We start from the raw sequence: 20,524 nt of genomic DNA on the forward strand, positions 1-20,524 counted from the left end.
GAAACAACGACAGGGAACGACTCCGCCCTGCCGATGATTGATTACGCAATCGAATCGTTTCCGCAACGAAGGAACACTCAAGGTGGCAGCACGCGCGTATTGGCAGGGGCAGATCCGGCTGGCTTTGGTCTCGATCCCGGTCGAGATTTATTCCGCGACGAAATCCGGCGCGGCGGTGTCGTTCAAGCAGATCCACGAGCCTTCCGGCCAGCCGATCCATTACGACAAGGTCGTCACGGGCGTCGGCCCGGTGGATGCCGACGAGATCATGAAGGGCTATGAGGTTTCCAAGGGCGAATACGTCCTGCTCGAGCAGGACGAGATCGATGCGGTGAAGCTCGAGTCCAAGAAGACGCTGGAGCTGACGCAGTTCGTCGACGCGAGCGAGATCGACGTGCTCTATTACGAGAAGCCGTATTTCGTGGTGCCCGCGGACGACCTCGCGGAGGAAGCGTTCATCGTTTTGCGCGAGGCGTTGAAGCGGACGAAGAAGGTGGGCTTGGGCCAGCTCGCGATGCGCGGCCGCGAATATGTCGTCAGCCTGAAACCGTGCGGGCGCGGGATGGTGCTGGAGACGCTGCGTTATGCTGACGAGGTGCACAAGGCGCAGGGGTATTTCCGGGAGATCCCAGACGACAAGCCGTCCGAGGAACTGCTCGAACTGGCTGAGGCGCTGATCGAAAAGCGCAGCGGGGATTTCCACCCGCAGGAGTTCCACGATCGCTATGTCGATGCGCTGAAGGACCTGATCGAACGCAAGCGCAAGGCGAACGGCAAGAAGATCATCGAGGACAAGGACACGGGCGGGAAGACGGGCTCGAACGTGGTCGACCTGATGGCGGCGTTGAAGAAGTCGATGGAGAAGAGCGGGGGTGCCGCGGAAAAGGCGCCGGCGAAGAAGGCGCCTGCCAAGCGGGCTCCAGCGAAAACACCCGCCAAAAAACGTGCATAACCCCCTAATTTGTTTCCCCGCGAAGGCGGGGACCCAGCCTGGGCTCCCGCCTTCGCGGGAGAACAATCTTTTTAAGGTCACCCCCTCCCCCGTCATCCCAGCGAAAGCTGGGGTCTCCCCGTTTCAGACCGTGCCCCTGCCGCGCGAGGTCCCGACTTTCGCCGGGATGACGAAGACGGGACGCTATTGATGACCGCGCCCCCAGATCCCCTAGCGCTCTACAATTCCAAGCGGAACTTCACCAAGACCGCCGAACCCGCCGGCACGCTGGCGCCCGGTAACGGCAACAGCTTCATGGTTCAGAAGCACGACGCCACCCGCCTCCACTGGGACTTCCGCCTCGAGATCGACGGCGTCCTCAAGAGCTGGGCGGTCACGCGCGGCCCCAGCCTCGACCCCAACGAAAAACGCCTCGCCGTCCGCACCGAGGATCACCCGCTCAGCTACGCCACGTTCGAAGGCACGATCCCCGCCGGCGAATATGGCGGCGGTACAGTGATGCTGTGGGACCGCGGGACGTGGTCGCCGATCAAGGGCAAGTCGGCGAAGGACATCGACAAGGGCCACCTCCACTTCGTCCTCGATGGCGAGCGGATGAAGGGCGAATGGCTGCTGATCCGCCTGAAGCCCCGCGCGAAGGAAAAGCGCGAGAACTGGCTGCTGCGGAAGATCGACGATGCGGAGGCTGGCGGCACGGACACGCTGGTCGAGGAAGCGCTCACCAGCGTCTCGACCGGGCGTACGATGGTCGAGATCGAGGAGGGTAAATCCTCCCCGGCACGGGGAGGGGGACCAGCGAAGCTGGTGGAGGGGGCGGGCCACAAAAGTACCGCTAGCCGTAAAGGTCTCGCCAGCGGCAAGCCCCCCTCCACCACCGCGCAAGCACGCGGCGGTCCCCCTCCCCGTACCGGGGAGGATTTCAGAGACCTCCAACTCTGCACCCTGGTCGACTCCGTCCCCACCGGCTCCGCATGGCTGCACGAAGTAAAATACGACGGCTACCGCGCGCTGATCTCCATCGCCAACGGCAAGGCGAAAGTCTTCACCCGCACCGGCCTCGACTGGACCGACAAGTTCGCCGCGATCGCCAACGCCGCCGCCAAGCTTCCGGTGAAGTCCGCGTTGATCGACGGCGAGATCGTGGCGTTCAAGGACGGCCACCCCGATTTCTCGACCTTGAAGGACGCCATCTCCGCCGCCGGCGACATGACGTTGTTCGCGTTCGACCTGCTCGCGCTCGACGGTGAAGACCTGACCGGGCTCTCCAACCTCGACCGAAAGGCGCGCCTGCAACCGTTGATCCCCGAGGACGAGGACCGCCTCCGCTACTCCGACCACGTCGTCGGCGCGGGCGAGCAACTGTTCAAGACGATGTGCCGCGAGGGCCTCGAAGGCATCGTCTCGAAACGCGCCGACGCGCCCTATGTCGGCAAACGCACCAAGGCGTGGCTCAAGGTCAAATGCACCCACCGGCAGGAGTTCGTGATCGTCGGCTGGCTGCCGTCGGACAAGAAGCGCGGGTTCAAGTCGCTGCTGCTCGGTGTGCGTGAAGGCGAAGGCTTCCGGTACGCAGGGAAAGTCGGAACCGGCTTCGATCAGGCGCTGATGGACGAGATTCGCGACAAGCTCGACGCGCTCGACCGCAAGACGCCAACGGTCGAAGCGCCGCGCGCGGCCGTCCGCGGCGCAAAGTGGGTGACGCCGGAACTGGTCGCGGAGGTCGCCTTCGCTGAGGTCACGCCTGACGGCGTGCTGCGCCATTCGAGCTTCATCGGCCTGCGCGAGGACAAGGCGGCGAAGGATGTCGTCGCCGAAATCCCTGCCCCGCTGCCGGACGCCGCACCCACGACGAGTATCAAGGTCAGTAGCCGCGACCGCGTGATCTTCGACAAGTCAAACGTCACCAAAGGCGACCTCGCCGATTATTACGTCGCGGTCTCGGGCATCATGCTGCCGTTCGCCGCCAACCGCCCGATCAGCCTCGTCCGCTGTCCCCAGGGCCGCTCGCGCGCGTGCTTTTTCCAGAAACACGACGCCGGCAGCTTCGGCGACGCGGTCCATCAGGTGCCGATCCGCGAGAAGGACGGCTCGACCGAGAACTATCTTTATGTCGACGATGCGGACGGATTGGTCGCGTGCGTGCAGATGGGGACGATCGAGTTCCACGGCTGGGGATCGTCGAATGCGACGCTGGAGAAGCCCGACCGGCTGGTGTTCGATCTCGATCCCGACGAGGGGCTCGACTTCGGCGACACGAAGAAGGCGGCGGAGCATCTGAAGAACCAGCTGGCCGAACTGGGGCTGGTAAGCTTCCCGATGCTGTCGGGCGGCAAGGGCGTGCACGTCGTCGTGCCGCTGACCCCCGAGGCGGAATGGCCGGCGGTGAAGGATTTCGCGGATCGGTTCGCGCGGGCGATGGCAGGGGCGGAGCCAGAACGCTTCGTCGCGACGATGGCGAAGGCCAAGCGCAAGGGGCGGATCTTCATCGACTGGCTACGTAATCAGCGCGGGGCGACCGCGGTGATGCCATATTCGGCACGGGCGCGGGCGGGTGCGCCGGTGGCGGCACCGGTGTCCTGGACGGAGTTGCGGGATATCGAGACTGCGGCGCGATGGGGTGTGCGGGATGGGGCCGAGTTGATCGCGCGGGCGGGGTCGCGGGCGCTGGAAGGCTGGGGTGTGGCGGATCAGGTTTTGCCGGATCTGTGACTAGCTCACTGCCCAGCCGCCACCCCGGCGAAGGCCGGGGCCCAATTGGAAAGGTGGTCGTAATGGAGCGATACCCTCAATTAGCAACGTTCCCCAATTGGGCCCCGGCCTTCGCCGGGGTGGACTTGGGCAAGTGCTGGCTCGCTAGATTACGGTTCCCTCGCGAACGCGGGGGGCTAGGGTAAATGCAGGCAGCGTTCGTGATTCCTGGGCCCCCGCGTTCGCGAGGGAACAGGAGTTGGCACGCGTTCGAAACGACAATTTATGTTGCACCGCCCCGCCGAAAGGTGAAACACCGCCGCCTGTATTCGGGGGCTTGAGGCATTGGACACGGCGACGCACACCGCGCCCCTTTTCGACGCGATGATCCATGCAGAGCGCTGGATCACCGACTATTGCGCACGCAGCACCAGCGCCGACGTGCTGTGTCCGGATGCCGACCCAGCCTGGGCTGCGATGTTCGCCGAGCTTGCGACGGTCGCCTCGGACGATCTCGGCCACGCGCGCGAACGCGTCCAGCGGCATGCGGTCGATATCGGCACCGGCTTCCGCATCGCCGACGAACCCGATGAGCGCCCCTGGCCCGTTTCCCCCGTACCCCTGCTGATCGAGGCCGACGAATGGGCGGGCATCGAGCGCGGCGTGATCCAGCGCGCGACGTTGATGGAGACGGTGATCGCCGACCTCTATGGCGAGGGCAAGCTGGTCGCCGACGGCCATATCCCCGCCGCGCTCGTCACCGGCAGCCCGTTCTTCCTGCGGCCGATGGTCGGGCTGGTCCCGCCCGGTGGACGCCATCTCGATTTCATCGCGATCGATCTCGGCCGCGGACCGACCGGCGAATGGCGCGTGCTCGCCGATCACCTGCGCGCGCCCGCCGGTGCCGGGTACGCGCTGGAAAACCGCATTGCCGTCAGCCGTACGCTCGGGGGCCTTCAGGATCGTTTGAACGTCCAGCGGCATGCGCCGTTCTTCGCCGCCTTCCGCGCCGGGATCGCCGCGATGTGCAAGCGCAGCGACCCGCGGATCGGGCTGCTGACGCCCGGCAGGTTCAACCCGAGCTATCCCGAACAGGCGCATCTCGCGCGCTATCTCGGGCTGCTGCTGGTCGAGGGTGCCGATCTCGCCGCGCTGGAGGACAAGGTGTATGTCCGCACGATTGGCGGGCTCAAGCGGATCGATGCGCTGTGGCGGCGACTCGACCCGCGGCTGCTCGATCCGCTGGCGTTCGACACGCATTCGCAGATCGGCGTGCCCGGGCTGATCGACGCCTATGCCGCCGGCAACGTCGTGCTGTCGAACGCGCCGGGCTCGGCGGTGCTGGAAGCGCCGGCGTTCTCGGCGTTCCTTCCGCAGCTTGCGAAGTCGCTGCTCGGCGAGGACCTGATGCTGCCCAATATCGCGACATGGTGGTGCGGGCAGGACGGCGCGCGCGCGCACGTCGAGACGAATTTCGACCGCATGCTGATCGGCCCCGCCTTCCATGCCACGCCGCTGGGACTCGCCACGGGACCGACCGCGGGCGCAGACATCACCGGTGACGCCCGCACGACGCTGCTCGCGGACATGGCGCGACGGCCGCAGGATTATGTCGGGCAGGAGCTGGTCCAACTCTCGACCATGCCGGTCGTCGTCGGCGATGCGCTCGTCCCCCGCCCGTTCACACTGCGCGTGTTCGCAGCGCGCGGTGGCGATGGCGCGTGGACCGTGCTGCCGGGCGGGTTCGCACGGATCGGCGAGCATCCCGACGCGCGGGCGGCGGTGATGGGCGAAGGGATCTGGTCTGCCGACGTCTGTGTCTATGGCGCCGAGCCGGTTGCGCCCGTGTCGCTTCTGACCGCGCCCGATTCGCTCCACGTCCGCCGCAATCCGGGGACCTTGCCGAGCCGGGTGGCGGACAATTTCTACTGGCTCGGGCGCTATCTGGAGCGCGGCGAAGCGCTGCTCGGCGCGATCCGCGTGATGCTCGGCAATTCGATCGACGTCGATGGGGGTGCTGTCCTGTCGCCCACCACGGTCGGCAAGCTGGTCGGGCTGATCGTCGGCGCCGGCAGCGCGCCGCATCCGCCGTCGCTGCGCCGCGCCGACCTGACCGCGTTCGCGCGCACCGCGATGGAGGACGAACGCTGGCAGTCGATCCTGACGCTCAACCGGCACGCGCGCGAGATCGGCGAAGGCTCGCGCGATCGGTTGTCGGCGGACATGGTGCGGCTGCTCGAGGCACCCTTCCCGACGCATCGTGGCATGCTGGAGCGCGCGGGGTCGCTGCAACGGCGCTATGCGGCGATCGCGGGGCTGTCGGCGGAGCATATGGGGCGGACGGCGGCGTGGCGGTTCCACGATCTCGGGCGGCGCGTGGAGCGGGCGATGGCGATGGCGCGCGCGATCCGGTTGTTCGGGATGCCGGGCGCGTCGCCGGACGACCTGTCGGTGCTGCTCGACTTGGCCGACAGCCAGATCAGTTATCGCCAGCGGTATCCGACGGGGATCGCGCGCGTGCCGGTGATGGATCTGGTGGCGCTCGATCCGGGCAATCCGCGCTCGTTGGCGTTTTCGGCGGAGCGGATCGCGGCGCGGTTGGCGGAGTTGCCGGTGCTGAGCGACGACGAGATGGCGGAGCCGCAACAGGCGCAGGCGACCGGGTTGCAGGCGATCGTGATGACTGCGACGGCGGCGGAGCTGGATGCGGAGACGCTGGGGGATATCGAGCGGCGGTTGGGCGCGGTGTCAGATGCGCTGGCGCGGCGGTATTTTCTGCAGGGCGCGGAGCCTTTGCGGACCAGTGGGCTGACGTTGGCGTGAGGGGCGGCGTGACGGGCGACGTGAGCGTGCGCAACCTACTCCCTCTCCCCTCCGGGGAGAGGGTCGGGGTGAGGGGCAGCCAAGCAGTGCTGCGCCCGGAACAGCCCCTCACCCCAGCCCTCTCCCCGAAGGGGAGAGGGAGTAAGAAGAAGACAGCCCTCTCCCCGGAGGGGAGAGGGAGTAAGAAGATGACCGCCCTCTCACCGACGGGCAGCGAGTTGCGTTCATGATCTACGATATTCGCCACGTCACGACGTTCGATTACGGCGCGAGCGTGAAGTTCGCGCGGTGCAATCTGCGGTTGAAGCCGATCGACTGGCCGGGGCAGCACCTCGATTCCTATGCGCTGTCGGTGCACCCCGCCGGCCGTACCAGCGCCGCACGGGCCGAGGCGGGGCTGGCCAACGTCACGCGGCTGGTCGTGGACAGCCCTGTTCGGCATCTGACGATCGAGAGCCGGTCGCGGATGACGGTGGACCGGCTCGTGCCGGTGCCCGATGCCAGCGACCCGACGCTTGCCGAGATCGCGGCGATGGCGCGGGCGAGCACCGATCTGTCTGCGGCGAGCCCTGCGAACTACATCTATCCCTCGCCGCTGATCCCGCTCGATCAGGCGATCGCGGACTATTGCGTGCCTGACCTCGATCCTTCGCGCGGTGCGCTGGAGGCGGGAATCGCACTGGCACGGCGGATCCAGGAGGAGTTCGCGTTCGATGCGACCGCGACGCTGGTCGACACCCCCCCGCATGAGGCGTTCCTCCAGCGCAAGGGCGTGTGCCAGGATTTCGCGCAGATCATGATCACAGGGCTGCGCGCGGCGGGACTGCCAGCGGCGTATGCTTCGGGGTATATCCGGACGATCCCGCCCGAGGGTCAGCCGCGCCTCGTCGGCGCGGATGCGACTCATGCCTGGGTGCTGCTGTGGTGCGGACCGGTGCGCGGCTGGGTCGGGGTCGATCCGACCAACGGGATCTGGATGGCGAGCGATCACATCGTGATGGCGGTCGGGCGGGACTATGCCGAGATCGCGCCGGTCGATGGCGTGGTGCTCGGGTCGGGCGCACAGAACATGGACGTCAGCGTCGACGTCGCACCGCTGGACGAGACCGTCGCGATCTGAGCGCCGGTCCGAGTCTTACGCACGTGCGCAATTGCGTTGCGGACGCCCTCGCCCCACATAGACGCGCAAGTTAGAATGGGGACGTAAGTGGCCGATCCGTACAAGACTCTGGGTGTAGCGCGCGACGCGACCGAAGCCGACATCAAGAAGGCGTACCGCAAGCTCGCCAAAGAGCTGCACCCCGATCGCAACAAGGACAACCCCAAGGCGTCGGAACGGTTCAGCACGGTCACCAACGCGTACGACCTGCTGAACGACAAGGACAAGCGCGCGCGGTTCGATCGCGGCGAAATCGACGGCGACGGCAACCCGGCTGCGCCGTTCGGGTTCGGCGGCGGTGGCGGACGGCCGCAGCCCGGAGGCGGCTTCCGCAGCGAAGGCTATGAGAGCGGCGCCGGCGGGGCCGACATGAGCGATATCTTCGAAGGACTGTTCGGCGGCGCGCAGCGGGGCGGCGGCGGCGGGTTTTCCGGCGGCTTCGGTCGGCGGCCGCAACCCAAGGGCGAGAACGCAGCCTACCGTTTGCAGGTGCCGTTCGTCGAGGCGGCGACGCTGGAGCCGCAGCGGGTGACGCTGGCCGATGGCAAGACTCTCGATCTCAAGCTCCCCGCCGGTGTCGAGACCGGGACGCAGATGAAGCTCGCCGGCAAGGGTGAGCAGGGTCCGGGCGGCGCCGGCGACGCGATCCTGACGATCGAGGTTCAGCCGCACAAGTTCTTCACCCGCGACGGCGACGACGTCCGCCTGGAGCTCCCGATCACGCTCGCCGAGGCGGTTCTGGGCGGCTCGATCAAGGCGCCGACGGTCGACAAGCCGGTGATGTTGACGATCCCCAAGGGCACCACGTCGGGCAAGACGCTGCGCCTCAAGGGCAAGGGTTTCCACAAGAAGGGTGGCACGAGGGGCGACCAGCTCGTGACGCTGATGATCGATATTCCCGCCAGCGATGCGGCACTGACGGCGTTCGTCGAAAGCTGGGACGGTCGCGAAACGGGGAACCCGCGGGGGGCGATGGGCGTCTGAACGCCTTGTGAACGACAGTCCCCTAACGCCCGAAGCGCGCGCTCATCATCACGGTGGCGCGCGCACCCGTCTCAACCGTGGCATGGCGAAGGTCAGGCCGGGCAGCGTCGCGTTCGAGATCGTCAAGCGCGCTGCCGTGGGCGTGTTCAACGACGGCTTCATACACGCGGGCAACCTTGCCTATCTCGCGCTGATGACGGTGTTTCCGTTCTTCATCGTCGCGGCGGCGATCCTGTCGATCTTCGGTCAGAGCGTCGAGACGGTGCGCGCGGTCGAGTCGTTCCTGAACGTCCTGCCGCCCAATGTCGGCGACCTGTTGCGCAAGCCCATCGCCGACGTGCTCGCTGCGCGAACCGGGTCGCTGCTGTGGCTGGGCGCGCTGGTCGGGCTGTGGACGGTCGGCAGCTTCGTCGAGACGATCCGCGACATCTTCCACCGCGCCTACGGGATCAAGGCGACCGCGCCGTTCTGGAAATCGCGACTCGGATCGTCGTTCGTGATCGTCTGCTCGGTCGTGATCGCGCTGCTGTCGTTCCTGGTGCAGGGCATCCTGACCGCGGCCGAGCAGTTCATCTACCGGCTCGTCCCCTTCGCGCAGGACGCCGCGGGCTGGGTCGGGCTGTCGCGGCTGATCCCCGGCCTGCTGATGTTCGGCGCGCTGTACCTGCTGTTCTATTCGGTGACGCCGTCGCGCTATCGCTATTCGAAATGCCGCAAATGGCCGGGGGCGTTGTTCACCACCGCCTGGTGGGTCAGCGCGACCGCGTTGCTGCCGGTGATCCTCTCCGAGCTCGGCGGCTACGACCTGACCTATGGTAGTCTCGCCGGCGTCGTCATCATGCTGTTGTTTTTCTATGTCATCGGGCTCGGCCTGGTATTCGGTGCGCATCTGAACGCGGCACTGGCGGAACCACCCGAAACAACGCTAGAGCAGCCTGCTACGGATATGCAGGTATAGGCGGGGACGGCGTGAACGGTTTGATGGCGGGCAAGCGTGGGCTGATCATGGGCTTGGCGAACGATAAGTCGCTGGCCTGGGGGATCGCCAAAAAGCTGTCCGAGGCGGGCGCGGAGCTCGCGTTCAGCTACCAGGGCGAGACGATGGAGAAGCGCGTCCGCCCGCTCGCCGAGCAACTGGGCGTGGCGCGGCTGTTCGATTGCGACGTATCGGACATGGGTGCGCTCGATGCGACCTTCGACAAATTGGCGGAAGAGTGGCCGACGATCGACTTCGTCGTCCACGCGATCGGCTTTTCGGACAAGAACGAGCTGCGCGGGCGGTTCGTCGATACCAGCCTCGACAATTTCCTGATGACGATGAACATCTCGGTCTATTCGTTCGTCGCGGTGGCGCAACGCGCGGCCAAGATGATGACCGAGGGCGGCGCGATGCTGACGCTCAGCTATTACGGCGCCGAGAAGGTGATCCCGCATTACAACGTGATGGGCGTGGCGAAAGCTGCTTTGGAGACGAGCGTCCAGTATCTGGCGGTCGATCTGGGGCGCGACAATATCCGCGTGAACGCGATCTCGGCGGGTCCGATCAAGACGCTGGCCGCGAGCGGGATTGGCGACTTCCGGCTGATCCTGAAGTGGAACGAGCTGAACTCGCCCCTCAAGCGCAACGTGACGATCGACGACGTAGGCGGTGCGGGGCTGTATCTTCTGAGCGACCTGGCTTCTGGCGTGACCGGCGAGACGCACCATGTCGACGCCGGCTACAACGTGATCGGCATGAAGGCCGAAGACGCCCCCGATATCGCTTTGGTCTAACCCTCTCCCCCTCCGGGGAGAGGGAGGGGCCCATGCAAGGCATGGGAGGGTGAGGGCAAGGTGAAGCAACACGACGGTACCGAGGCGCTTAACCGAGCCCGTGAGCTACGTCGGAACGCGACCGAAGCGGAGGACCGGCTGTGGTACCGCCTTCGTAGCCGTCGGCTCGGAGGTTATAAGTTTCGCCGCCAAGTCTGGATCGGCCCCTTCATTGCCGACTTCCTCTGCATGGACGCCATGCTGGTCGTCGAGGTAGATGGCAGCCAACATGTCGATGAAGCCGCTTATGACGATAGTCGAACCGCCTTTCTCGCGAACAAGGGATACCGCGTGATCCGTGTCTGGAACAACGACGTGATGCAGCGGATGGACGGCGTGCTGGCCGCGATCCTCGATGCGCTTACGGGCGTGCCCTCACCCTCCCATGCTTCGCACGGGCCCCTCCCTCTCCCCGTTGGGGAGAGGGGGAAGTGAGCTTCAATACGTTCGGACGGCTGTTCCGCTTCACCACCTGGGGCGAGTCTCATGGGCCTGCGCTCGGCGCAGTCGTCGACGGGTGCCCGCCGGGGATCCCGCTGAGCGAGGCCGATATCCAGCCTTGGCTCGACAAGCGCCGCCCGGGTACCTCGCGCTTTACGACGCAGCGGCGCGAGCCGGATACGGTGCGCATCCTGTCGGGCGTGTTCGAGGGACGCACTACCGGCACGCCGATCAGCCTGATGATCGAGAATGTCGACCAGCGTTCGAAGGATTATTCGGACGTCGCCAAGGCCTATCGCCCCGGTCACGCCGACTATGCCTATGACGCGAAATACGGATTTCGCGATTTCCGTGGTGGTGGGCGCTCCTCGGCACGCGAGACAGCCGCACGCGTAGCCGCCGGTGCGGTCGCACGCCTTGTCGTCCCGCAGGTCCGTGTCCGCGCGTGGGTCGAGGCGATCGGCGGCGATGCGATCGATCCGGCAAACTTCGACGATGCGCAGATCGACCAGAACCCGTTCTTCTGCCCGGACATCGAGGCTGCAGCCCGCTGGGAAGTGCTCGTCGATACCGCGCGTAAATCCGGATCGTCGCTCGGCGCGGTGATCGCGTGCGAGGCGACAGGCGTCCCGGCCGGATGGGGGGCGCCGCTGTACGCCAAGATGGACTCCGAACTCGCCGCCGCCTGCATGAGCATCAACGCGGTAAAAGGTATCGAGATCGGCGACGGATTCGCTGCCGCCGCGCTGTCGGGCGAAGCGAATGCCGACCCGATGCGCCCGGGCACCCCAGGAAATGGAGGCCCCGAATTCCTCGCCAACCATGCAGGCGGAATCGCCGGCGGCATCGCAACCGGCCAGCCGATCACCTTGCGTGTCGCGTTCAAGCCGACCAGCTCGATCCTCACGCCCGTCGAAACGATCAGCCCGACCGGCGAGGCCACGACGATCGCCACCAAGGGCCGCCACGATCCGTGCGTCGGCATCCGCGGAGTCCCCGTGGTAGAGGCGATGGTGGCGCTGGTTCTGGCCGACCAGGCATTGCTACATCGAGGTCAGTGCGGCTGATTCTGTCCGGCTGATTCTGGGCGGCTGACGATGGAACGCAATTCGGATTGAAGCGCTTTGTCTCCAGTAACTTAGGAGAGAGCAATGCGTATCTTAACTTCGATTGCAGCAGCAGCACTTATCATTCCGAGCATGGCCATCGCGCAGACGAGCGGTGGCACCAGTGGCGGCACCGGCGGCACGACAGGCGGCAGCATGGGCGGTACGGCCAGTGGCAGCACGGGCAGTGGCAGCACGGGCAGCATGTCGACCGGAACCTCGGGTTCGATGGGCGGCCAGACGGGTACGTCCTCCAGCACCGGCTCAACCGGCACGTCCGCAACGCAGTCGCGCTCGTCGCGCGGCACGACGGCTCGCAGCGGTCGTACGCGTGGCACGTCCGGTACACACGGGGCCGGGACGGGTTCGACGAGCAGCGGCACCACCGGTAGCTCGATGGGTTCGGGCACCACGGGCTCGGGTACGATGGGCTCGGGCACCACGGGCTCGGGTACCATGGGCACCGATACGATGGGCGGCACATCGACGGGCGGGTCGCTCGGCGGGTCGACGACCGGCACGGGCGGGACCAGCTCGGGCGGCAGTTCCGGCGGCACGACCACCCCGCAGTGATCCGCACCTGAGACGATCAAAAGGCCGGGCGAGCGATCGCCCGGCCTTTTTCGTCAGTCCGAGAACGGATCGCGGACGAGGATCGTGTCGGCACGCTGCGGGCTGGTCGAGACCAACGTCACCGGGCAGCGGATCAGCTCTTCGATCCGGCGGATGTACTTGATCGCCTGCGCGGGGAGGTCGGCCCAGCTGCGCGCACCGGCGGTCGTCTCCTGCCAGCCTTCCATCGTCTCGTAGATCGGCTCGACCAGCGCCTGGTCTGCCGCGTGCGCGGGGAAATAATCGAGCGTCTCGCCGCGCAAGCGGTAGCCGGTGCAGATCGACACGGTCTCGAACCCGTCGAGCACGTCGATCTTGGTCAGCGCGATCCCGGTGATGCCCCCTACCGCCGCCGCCTGGCGCACCAGCACTGCGTCGAACCAGCCGCAACGCCGTTTCCGCCCGGTGACGGTGCCGAACTCATGCCCGCGGACACCGAGGCGCTCGCCGGTTTCGTTCTCGAGCTCGGTCGGGAACGGCCCCGATCCGACACGCGTCGTGTACGCCTTGGCGATGCCGAGCACGAAGCCGACTGCCGATGGCCCGAGGCCGGACCCGCCGGCCGCTGCGCCCGCGATGGTGTTGGACGAGGTGACGAACGGATAGGTGCCGTGGTCGACGTCGAGCAGGACGCCCTGCGCGCCCTCGAACAGGATGCGCTTGCCGGCCGAGCGCGCGGCATTGAGGTCGCGCCAGACGGGCTTGGCGAACGGGAGGACGAAACCGGCGATCTCGCGCAGTTCGGCGATCAGGCGGGCACGGTCGATCGGCGGCTCGCCGAAGCCGGCACGCAGCGCGTCGTGGTGCGCGGTGAGGCGGTCGAGCTGCGGGCCGAGATCGTCGAGGTGCGCCAGATCGCACACGCGAATCGCGCGGCGGCCGACCTTGTCCTCGTATGCGGGCCCGATGCCGCGGCGGGTGGTGCCGATCTTGCCGGCGCCGCTCGCGTCCTCGCGCAGGCCGTCGAGATCGCGGTGGAACGGCAGGATCAGCGCGCAGGTATCGGCGATCCGCAGCGTCTCCGGCGTCGCGGTGACGCCCTGCGCGCCAAGCCGGGCGATCTCGTCCTTCAACGCCCAGGGATCGAGCACCACGCCGTTGCCGATGAACGAAGGCGTACCGCGCACGATGCCCGACGGCAGCAGCGACAATTTATAGACGTTGTCGCCGACGACGAGCGTGTGGCCCGCGTTGTGGCCGCCCTGGAACCGCACGACCATGTCGGCACGCTCGGCGAGCCAGTCGACGATCTTGCCCTTGCCTTCGTCGCCCCATTGCGCGCCGATGACTGCTACGTTGGCCACTATCGTGTCTCCAAGTATATGGCGGGACCAGCATCCAGCCAGAGTGAAATCAGTGTCGTCACCCCGGATTTAGTCCGGGGTCCACCGTCGCGCGTGATCGACCATCGATTGGTTTGCGGCACGGTGGATGCCGGAACAGGTCCGGCATGACGGGTCGTTCGTTCGCGCAGCGCCTACAGCGCGCGGGGCTCGCCTGCTACCCATAGATGCGTGCAGACTTGTGCTTCTGGCGTGTCGCCTGCCTCTAGCGCGGCGACGGTGACCCAGCCTTGTGCGCGCATCGTGGCGCCTTCGCTGGCTGGGGTGCCGAACGGGAGGAAGAGGCGGCGGCGGTCGACGGTGGCGACGCGCTCGACTAGCGCGTCGGCGTAGAGCGAGAAGCCGGTGGCGGCTTCCTCGGCGCCGTTCTCGTGGACGACGGTGTAGGTGCCGCCGCGGCCGACCTCACGGGCCGAGCCGTCGGCGAAGAGCGAGAAGCCGAGCCAGGTCTGGTATTCGAACCCGTGCCGCTCGGTCGGGTCGAGGGTGAGCGCTACGCGGCCGTCGAGTGCTTCGGCGATGCGGGCGAGGCCGTCGAGGCGGGAGGCGAGCGCGCCGGTGGTGTCGAAGGCGCGGAGGCGGTCCATCGCTTGGGCGAACGGGCCGGCGGCTTCGATCAGGGGGAGATAGGCGGGGGCGAGCGCGGCGACGGCACCGGCGTCTTTCGCGTCGAGACGGTCGCGCAGGGTGGCGATCTGCTCTGGCGCAACGGGGAGCGGGCCGGCGGCGAGCGTCGGCACCAGGTCCGGCAGCGTGAAGTCGATCGAAGCACCGGTGACGTCAGCGGCGGCGATCATGTCGACCGCGACCGCGACGAGTTCCTGCGCGGCGGCGACCGAGTCGAGGCCGATGAGTTCGCAGCCGATCTGCCGGGTCTCGCGGGCGGGGGCGAGTTGCGACGCGCGCAGTTTCAGGACGGAACCGGCGTAGCTGAGGCGAACCGGGCGCGGGTGATGCCCCATACGCGTCGCGGCGATCCGCGCGACCTGCGCGGTGATGTCCGGCCGGATCGCGAGGGTGCGCTGCGAGACCGGATCGACGAAGCGCACCGCGTCGTGAAGTCCGCCGGCTTTGAGGCGCATCTCCAAGCCGCTGGCGAATTCTGCGAGGGGCGGATCGACGCGTTCGTAGCCATGCAGACGCGCGGCTTCGAGTACGCGGGCTTCCAGGGCCGCTGCCGAATCGGCGAACGGGGGGAGGCGATCTCGGAAACCTTCGGGGAGGAGTGCGGTCATCGCCGAAGCTCCGGTGCCGATTCCGCTGTGAGGGCTGCCGATATGACCTGCCAGACCCCGTCCATCTCGGACATGATGTCGGCGTTGCTGAACCGTATCACGCGATATCCCTGTCGTTGCAGCCAATCCGTTCGGCTTTCGTCGCGCGCTTGGTCACTATGCGTATCGCCGTCAACCTCGATGACGAGTTTCGCGTCGCGCGCGGCGAAGTCGGCGATGTAGGGGCCGATGACGAACTGGCGGGTGAATTTGGTGTTGGCGATCTGGCGGTCGCGGAGATGGCGCCAGAGTTTCGCTTCGGCGGGAGTAGGCTCCCGCCGCATGCGTTTGGCCCGGTCCAGTAGAACGGCATCGATTTGGGCCACTGCTCCCTCTCCCCTCCGGGGAGAGGGTCGGGGTGAGGGGCGCCGCGAGCGATGCCCTTCCCAACTGCCCCTCACCCAACCCTCTCCCCGGAGGGGAGAGGGCTAAGTAAGTAACACCGTTAGAAGTTGAGGCCCATTGCGGTCTTCACGCCGGGGAGTGCGCGGACCTTGGTGAGGAGGTCGGGCGTCACGGCTTCGTCGACCGACAGGAGAAGCACCGCTTCGCCACCCGCCGAACGACGCCCGAGATGGAACGTCCCGATGTTCACCCCGGCCTCGCCCAGCGCCGTCCCGAGACGACCGATGAACCCCGGCGCGTCCTCGTTGACGACGTACAGCATCGGACCCGCGAGATCGGCCTCGATCTTGATCCCAAGCAGCTCGACCAATCGCGGCGCCGAATCGCCGAACAGCGTGCCGGCCACCGACCGCTCGCCATCCTCGGTCTTCACCGAGACGCGCAGCAGCGTGTGGTAATCCGCCTCGCGCTCGGTGCGGACTTCGCGGACCTCTAGCCCACGCTCGCGGGCCAGCACAGGTGCGTTGACCATGTTGACGGTCGCGGTCTGCGTCTGGAGATAGCCGGCGAGCACCGCGCTCACGATCGGCTTCGCATTGAGTTCAGCAGCAGCCCCCTCGGTATGCACCGAAATCCGCGACACCGCGCCCGTGGTCAGCTGCCCGACCAGCGAGCCGAGCTTCTCCGCCAGCGCCATGTACGGCTTCAGCTTCGGCGCTTCCTCCGCCGACAGCGACGGCATGTTGAGCGCGTTGGTGACGCCGCCCGACATGAGGTAATCGGCCATCTGCTCGGCGACCTGGATCGCGACGTTGACCTGCGCCTCGGTCGTCGACGCGCCGAGATGCGGCGTGCTGACGAAGTTCGGCGTGTTGAACAACGGCGACGCCTTGGCAGGCTCCTCGACGAACACGTCGAGCGCTGCGCCGCCGACCTGGCCTGAATCGAGTGCCGCCTTCAGCGCGACCTCGTCGATCAGGCCGCCGCGGGCGCAGTTGATGATGCGAACCCCCTTCTTGGTCTTGGCGAGCGCCTCGGCCGAGAGGATGTTGCGCGTCTGGTCGGTCAGCGGCGTGTGCAGCGTTATGAAGTCGGCGCGGGCGAGCAGTTCGTCGAGCGTGACCTTTTCGACGCCGATCTCGATCGCGCGCTCGGGCGTCAGGAACGGATCGAACGCGACGACCTTCATCTTGAGGCCGCGCGCACGGTCGGCGACGATCGAGCCGATGTTGCCCGCACCGATCAGGCCGAGCGTCTTGGACGTCAGCTCGACGCCCATGAAGCGGTTCTTCTCCCACTTGCCGGCCTGCGTCGAGGCATCGGCCTCGGGCAGCTGGCGGGCGAGCGCGAACATCAGCGCGATGGCGTGCTCGGCGGTGGTGATCGAGTTGCCGAACGGGGTGTTCATCACGACCACGCCCTTTGCCGAGGCGGCGGGAATGTCGACATTGTCGACGCCGATCCCGGCGCGGCCGACGACCTTGAGGTTGGTGGCGTGCTCGAGGATTTCCTTGGTAACCTTGGTCGAGCTGCGGATCGCGAGACCGTCATAGTCGCCGATGATCGCCATAAGTTCGGCGGGTGTCTTGCCGGTGATCTCGTCGACCTCGACGCCGCGCTCGCGGAAGATCTGCGCGGCGCGGGGGTCCATTTTGTCGGAAATGAGGACTTTTGGCATGGGATTGCTCCTGGGAATTTCGGTGAGGATGCGATGAAACGCTCCCTCTCCCCGTCGGGGCGAGGGCTGGGGTGAGGGGCTGTTCCGGGCGGAGCGCTGCTTGGCAGCCCCTCACCCAACCCTCTCCCCGAGGGGGAGAGGGCTAAGGTCAGCCGGCCTTGGCGGTCGCGTAGGCCCAGTCGAGCCATGGGCCGAGCGCCTCGATATCGGCGGTGTCGACGGTTGCGCCGCACCAGATCCGCAAGCCCGGAGGCGCATCGCGGTAGCCGGCGACGTCGTAGGCGGCGCCCGCCTTCTCCAGTGCCGAGGCCATCGCCTTGATCAGCGCTTCGTCCGCACCCTCGACCGTGAGGCACACGCTGGTCTTAGACCGCGTCGCCGGATCGGCGGCGAGATGCCCGAGCCAATCGCGGTCGGCGACGATCTTGTCGAGCGCAGCCGCATTCGCATCCGAACGCTTGATCAGGCCGTCCTCGCCGAGCGACTTGGCCCATTCGAGGCTGAAGATCGCGTCCTCGACGGCCAGCATCGACGGCGTGTTGATCGTCTCGCCCTTGAACACGCCCTCCGTCAGCTTGCCCTTCGAGACGAGGCGGAACACCTTCGGCAGCGGCCAGGCCGGCGTGTACGTCTCAAGCCGCTCGACCGCACGCGGCCCGAGGATCAGCACGCCGTGCGCGCCCTCCCCGCCGAGCACTTTCTGCCACGAGAAAGTCGCCACATCGATCTTCGTCCAGTCGATGTCGTACGCAAACACGCCTGACGTCGCATCGGCGAACGAGAGACCTTCCCGGTCGTCGGGGATCCAGTCCGCGTTCGGCACGCGCACGCCGCTGGTGGTGCCGTTCCAGGTGAACAGCACATCGTTCGACCAGTCGACCGCGTCCAGATCAGGCAGCTGGCCGTAATCGGCGCGGATCACGGTGGGATCGATCTTGAGCTGCTTCACGGCATCCGTGACCCAGCCCTCGCCGAAGCTTTCCCACGCGAGCGCGGTGACAGGCTTCGCGCCCAGCATCGTCCACATCGCCATCTCGTACGCGCCGGTGTCGGAGCCGGGGACGATGCCGATGCGGTGGGTGTCGGGGACCTTCAGCAGTTCGCGCATCAGGTCGATGCTGTACTGGAGGCGGGTCTTGCCGATCTTCGAGCGATGCGAGCGACCGAGCGATGCGGTGGCGAGCTTGTCCGCGGACCAACCCGGAGGTTTCGCGCAGGGACCGGAGCTGAAAAAGGGACGTGCCGGCTTGGTGGCAGGCAGTGAAGGCGCACCTGTAGCGGGTGCGTAGGTCGTATTCGTCAATGTATCTCTCCTCACAGAGAGCACGCGCGGCGTTGGGACCGCGTGGCCCGTCGCCGGCCCTAGCGGCGTTCGCGGGGGTGTCAACCGCGTTCGATCGCGAGTGCGTGGCGGCGGGACTCGCTCCACCGTGCGCCAAACTCGCTCCGTCACCCCGGGCTTGTTCCGGGGTCCACCGTGCCGCACGGCCATCGGCATGGGGGACAAGATCAGACGTGGATGCCGGAACAAGCCCGGCATGACGGAGTGGGTGGGAATCGTTTTCCTGGCTCTCACGCTCGCCGCTTGCGGACGCGCCGACCGGCCCAACGCGCCAACCAAGACCCGGCCCAATCTTTCCGTGCCGAGCAATCGCGAGACGGCGCAATGCCTTGCCGACCTGCGCGAACTCCACGTGTCGTTCCAAGTGCTGCCCGACCGCGAGACCGGCCCCGGTTGCGGCCTCAACGGCACGATCAAGCTGGTCGATATCGGCGTCCCCATCGCCAATCTCACCGCGGTCCGTTGTGGTGCGGCGCGCGCGTTCATCGGTTGGACGCGCAATGCGGTGGCGCCAGCGGCGTACCAGATGCTCGGCAGCGAACTCGCGCGGATCGACAGCATGGGGAGCTATTCCTGCCGCAACGTCGTCGGCTCGGCGCGCAATGCGAGCCGGCGGTCGGGGCATGCGATCGCCAACGCGATCGACGTCGGCGGGTTCGTGCTGAAGGACGGGCGGCGAATCACCGTGCTGAACGACTGGAATTCGTCCGATCCGCAGGTGCGGCAGTTCCTCCAGACGATCCGTGCGTCGGCGTGCAAGCGATTCGGGACTGTCTTGAGCCCGGACTACAACGCCGCACATCGCAACCATCTTCACCTCGAAGACGATCGCGCGAATTTCTGCCGCTGATGTTCTCCTGCGTACGCAGGAGTCCAGGGTCACGAACGCTATCCTCCACAATCCTGGATTCCTGCGTTCGCAGGAGAACGGCTGTCTAGCCCTGCCCCCCGGTTTCCTCTAATCGCGCCTGAATGACCGATACACGAGTACCGACGCGCGTTTTTCCGAACGCCAGCCAGGATGCCGAGTCCGCCCGCGACTCCGTTTCCACCCCCCAGACGCAGCACCCGCATTACCGGCTCGCCTTTCAGGACATGGATTTCCTGTTGCGCGAAGATCTGCGGCCGGTGCGATTCCAGCTCGAACTGCTGAAGACCGAACTCGTCCTCGACGAGGCGAAGATTTGTTCGACGTTCGTGTTCTACGGGTCGGCGCGCATCCCTGAGCCGGCCAAGGCGCAGGCGCTGCTCGCACTCGCGACCGACGAGAAGTCGAGGAAGATCGCGGAGCGGCTGGTCGAGAAGTCGAAATATTACGACGTCGCGCGTGAGCTTGCGGCGAAGGTCAGCGTGTTGCCGCGTGACGAGCGGGGCTGGCGGAACTTCGTGGTGTGTTCGGGTGGCGGTCCGTCGATCATGGAAGCGGCCAATCGTGGCGCGGCTGATGTCGGCGCCGAATCGATCGGGCTCAACATCGTGTTGCCGCACGAGCAGGCGCCCAACCCGTATGTGACGCCGTCGCTGTCGGTGCAGTTCCACTATTTCGCGCTGCGGAAGATGCACTTCCTGCTGCACGCGCGCGCTCTGGCGGCGTTTCCGGGTGGGTTCGGGACGTTCGACGAGTTGTTCGAACTGCTGACGCTGATCCAGACGGGCAAGATCCAGCCGATCCCGGTGCTGCTGTTCGGACGGACCTTCTGGGAGCGGGTCGTGAACTTCGACGCGCTGGTCGAGGAAGGCGTCGTCAGCGAGAAGGATCTGGCGATCTTCCATTATGTCGAAACGGCGGACGAGGCTTGGGACGTGGTTGAGACGTTCTATCGTGAGCGGGCGGAGAAGGAAGCCGCCGAGGGCTAAGCCTTCTTGCTCCCTCTCCCTTCCGGGGAGAGGGCTGAGGTGAGGGGCTGTTCCGGGCGCTGCATTGCTTGGCAGCCCTTCACCCCGACCCTCTCCCGCAGGGGAGAG

The 20,524-nt window shown here is 66.7% G+C and carries 17 protein-coding genes; 12 read left to right on the plus strand and 5 right to left on the minus strand.

Annotated features, from left to right (window positions below; translation table 11 throughout):
• Positions 1–82 precede the first annotated feature (82 nt).
• The 10 genes from ku (at position 83) to AC1MLZ_RS09190 (ending at position 12,538) form a co-directional block, all read left to right on the plus strand.
• Positions 83–952, plus strand: a complete 870-nt coding sequence (ku, locus tag AC1MLZ_RS09145) for a non-homologous end joining protein Ku (protein ID WP_480961366.1) — start codon at positions 83–85, stop codon at positions 950–952.
• A gap of 189 nt (positions 953–1,141) precedes the next feature.
• Positions 1,142–3,661, plus strand: a complete 2,520-nt coding sequence (ligD, locus tag AC1MLZ_RS09150) for a DNA ligase D (RefSeq protein ID WP_480961367.1) — start codon at positions 1,142–1,144, stop codon at positions 3,659–3,661.
• A gap of 363 nt (positions 3,662–4,024) precedes the next feature.
• Positions 4,025–6,463, plus strand: a complete 2,439-nt coding sequence (locus tag AC1MLZ_RS09155) for a circularly permuted type 2 ATP-grasp protein (RefSeq protein WP_480961368.1) — start codon at positions 4,025–4,027, stop codon at positions 6,461–6,463.
• 226 nt (positions 6,464–6,689) lie between these two features.
• A complete protein-coding gene (locus tag AC1MLZ_RS09160) occupies positions 6,690–7,583 on the plus strand; it encodes a transglutaminase family protein (protein ID WP_480961369.1) in 894 nt (297 codons plus the stop codon).
• Positions 7,584–7,670: 87 nt separating this feature from the next.
• Positions 7,671–8,606, plus strand: coding sequence for a DnaJ C-terminal domain-containing protein (locus AC1MLZ_RS09165; protein WP_480961370.1), 936 nt, complete (start codon positions 7,671–7,673; stop codon positions 8,604–8,606).
• 82 nt (positions 8,607–8,688) lie between these two features.
• A complete protein-coding gene (locus AC1MLZ_RS09170) occupies positions 8,689–9,564 on the plus strand; it encodes a YihY/virulence factor BrkB family protein (protein ID WP_480961515.1) in 876 nt (291 codons plus the stop codon).
• 23 nt (positions 9,565–9,587) lie between these two features.
• A complete protein-coding gene (gene fabI / locus AC1MLZ_RS09175) occupies positions 9,588–10,379 on the plus strand; it encodes an enoyl-ACP reductase FabI (RefSeq protein WP_056054995.1) in 792 nt (263 codons plus the stop codon).
• Between the two features lie 60 nt (positions 10,380–10,439).
• Positions 10,440–10,853, plus strand: a complete 414-nt coding sequence (locus tag AC1MLZ_RS09180) for an endonuclease domain-containing protein (protein ID WP_480961371.1) — start codon at positions 10,440–10,442, stop codon at positions 10,851–10,853.
• Positions 10,850–11,926, plus strand: a complete 1,077-nt coding sequence (aroC, locus tag AC1MLZ_RS09185; protein ID WP_480961372.1) for a chorismate synthase — start codon at positions 10,850–10,852, stop codon at positions 11,924–11,926. Before AC1MLZ_RS09180 ends, aroC begins: the two co-directional genes overlap by 4 nt.
• A gap of 84 nt (positions 11,927–12,010) precedes the next feature.
• On the plus strand, positions 12,011–12,538 hold the full coding sequence (locus tag AC1MLZ_RS09190) for a hypothetical protein (protein WP_480961373.1): 528 nt from the start codon (positions 12,011–12,013) through the stop codon (positions 12,536–12,538).
• Positions 12,539–12,591: 53 nt separating this feature from the next.
• Here AC1MLZ_RS09190 and AC1MLZ_RS09195 read toward each other — a convergent pair whose 3' ends face one another.
• The 5 genes from AC1MLZ_RS09195 to AC1MLZ_RS09215 all read right to left on the minus strand — a co-directional run bounded on the left by AC1MLZ_RS09195 (position 12,592) and on the right by AC1MLZ_RS09215 (position 18,520).
• A complete protein-coding gene (locus AC1MLZ_RS09195) occupies positions 12,592–13,881 on the minus strand; it encodes an adenylosuccinate synthase (RefSeq protein ID WP_480961374.1) in 1,290 nt (429 codons plus the stop codon).
• A 173-nt stretch (positions 13,882–14,054) separates the two neighbouring features.
• The gene (locus AC1MLZ_RS09200) at positions 14,055–15,155 is read right to left on the minus strand and encodes an ATP phosphoribosyltransferase regulatory subunit (RefSeq protein ID WP_480961375.1); all 1,101 of its coding nucleotides are present in this window, start codon (positions 15,153–15,155) and stop codon (positions 14,055–14,057) included.
• On the minus strand, positions 15,152–15,520 hold the full coding sequence (locus tag AC1MLZ_RS09205; RefSeq protein WP_480961376.1) for an endonuclease domain-containing protein: 369 nt from the start codon (positions 15,518–15,520) through the stop codon (positions 15,152–15,154). Before AC1MLZ_RS09205 ends, AC1MLZ_RS09200 begins: the two co-directional genes overlap by 4 nt.
• A gap of 119 nt (positions 15,521–15,639) precedes the next feature.
• Complete coding sequence (gene serA / locus AC1MLZ_RS09210) at positions 15,640–17,217, minus strand: phosphoglycerate dehydrogenase (protein WP_480961377.1); 1,578 nt, start codon at positions 17,215–17,217, stop codon at positions 15,640–15,642.
• A 148-nt stretch (positions 17,218–17,365) separates the two neighbouring features.
• Positions 17,366–18,520 carry a phosphoserine transaminase gene (locus AC1MLZ_RS09215; protein ID WP_480961378.1) on the minus strand — a complete coding sequence of 385 codons (1,155 nt, stop codon included), beginning with the start codon at positions 18,518–18,520 and terminating at the stop codon, positions 17,366–17,368.
• 235 nt (positions 18,521–18,755) lie between these two features.
• Here AC1MLZ_RS09215 and AC1MLZ_RS09220 point away from each other — a divergent pair, with 235 nt between their 5' ends.
• Positions 18,756–19,409: an extensin family protein gene (locus AC1MLZ_RS09220; protein WP_480961379.1), complete on the plus strand. Its 654-nt coding sequence runs from the start codon at positions 18,756–18,758 to the stop codon at positions 19,407–19,409.
• 122 nt (positions 19,410–19,531) lie between these two features.
• Positions 19,532–20,416, plus strand: a complete 885-nt coding sequence (locus tag AC1MLZ_RS09225; protein WP_480961380.1) for an LOG family protein — start codon at positions 19,532–19,534, stop codon at positions 20,414–20,416.
• Positions 20,417–20,524 lie beyond the last annotated feature (108 nt).

It is taken from the genome of Sphingomonas sp. PEI4, from assembly GCF_056679955.1.

Excerpts from the sequence above, each read along its gene's own strand:
- ligD (WP_480961367.1), top strand. The coding sequence starts at position 1,142 with ATGACCGCGCCCCCAGATCCCCTAGCGCTCTACAATTCCAAGCGGAAC.
- AC1MLZ_RS09155 (WP_480961368.1), top strand. The coding sequence starts at position 4,025 with ATGATCCATGCAGAGCGCTGGATCACCGACTATTGCGCACGCAGCACC.
- AC1MLZ_RS09170 (WP_480961515.1), top strand. The coding sequence starts at position 8,689 with ATGGCGAAGGTCAGGCCGGGCAGCGTCGCGTTCGAGATCGTCAAGCGC.
- fabI (WP_056054995.1), top strand. The coding sequence starts at position 9,588 with ATGGCGGGCAAGCGTGGGCTGATCATGGGCTTGGCGAACGATAAGTCG.
- AC1MLZ_RS09200 (WP_480961375.1), bottom strand. The coding sequence starts at position 15,155 with ATGACCGCACTCCTCCCCGAAGGTTTCCGAGATCGCCTCCCCCCGTTC.
- serA (WP_480961377.1), bottom strand. The coding sequence starts at position 17,217 with ATGCCAAAAGTCCTCATTTCCGACAAAATGGACCCCCGCGCCGCGCAG.
- AC1MLZ_RS09225 (WP_480961380.1), top strand. The coding sequence starts at position 19,532 with ATGACCGATACACGAGTACCGACGCGCGTTTTTCCGAACGCCAGCCAG.
- AC1MLZ_RS09160 (WP_480961369.1), top strand. The coding sequence starts at position 6,690 with ATGATCTACGATATTCGCCACGTCACGACGTTCGATTACGGCGCGAGC.
- AC1MLZ_RS09220 (WP_480961379.1), top strand. The coding sequence starts at position 18,756 with ATGACGGAGTGGGTGGGAATCGTTTTCCTGGCTCTCACGCTCGCCGCT.
- AC1MLZ_RS09190 (WP_480961373.1), top strand. The coding sequence starts at position 12,011 with ATGCGTATCTTAACTTCGATTGCAGCAGCAGCACTTATCATTCCGAGC.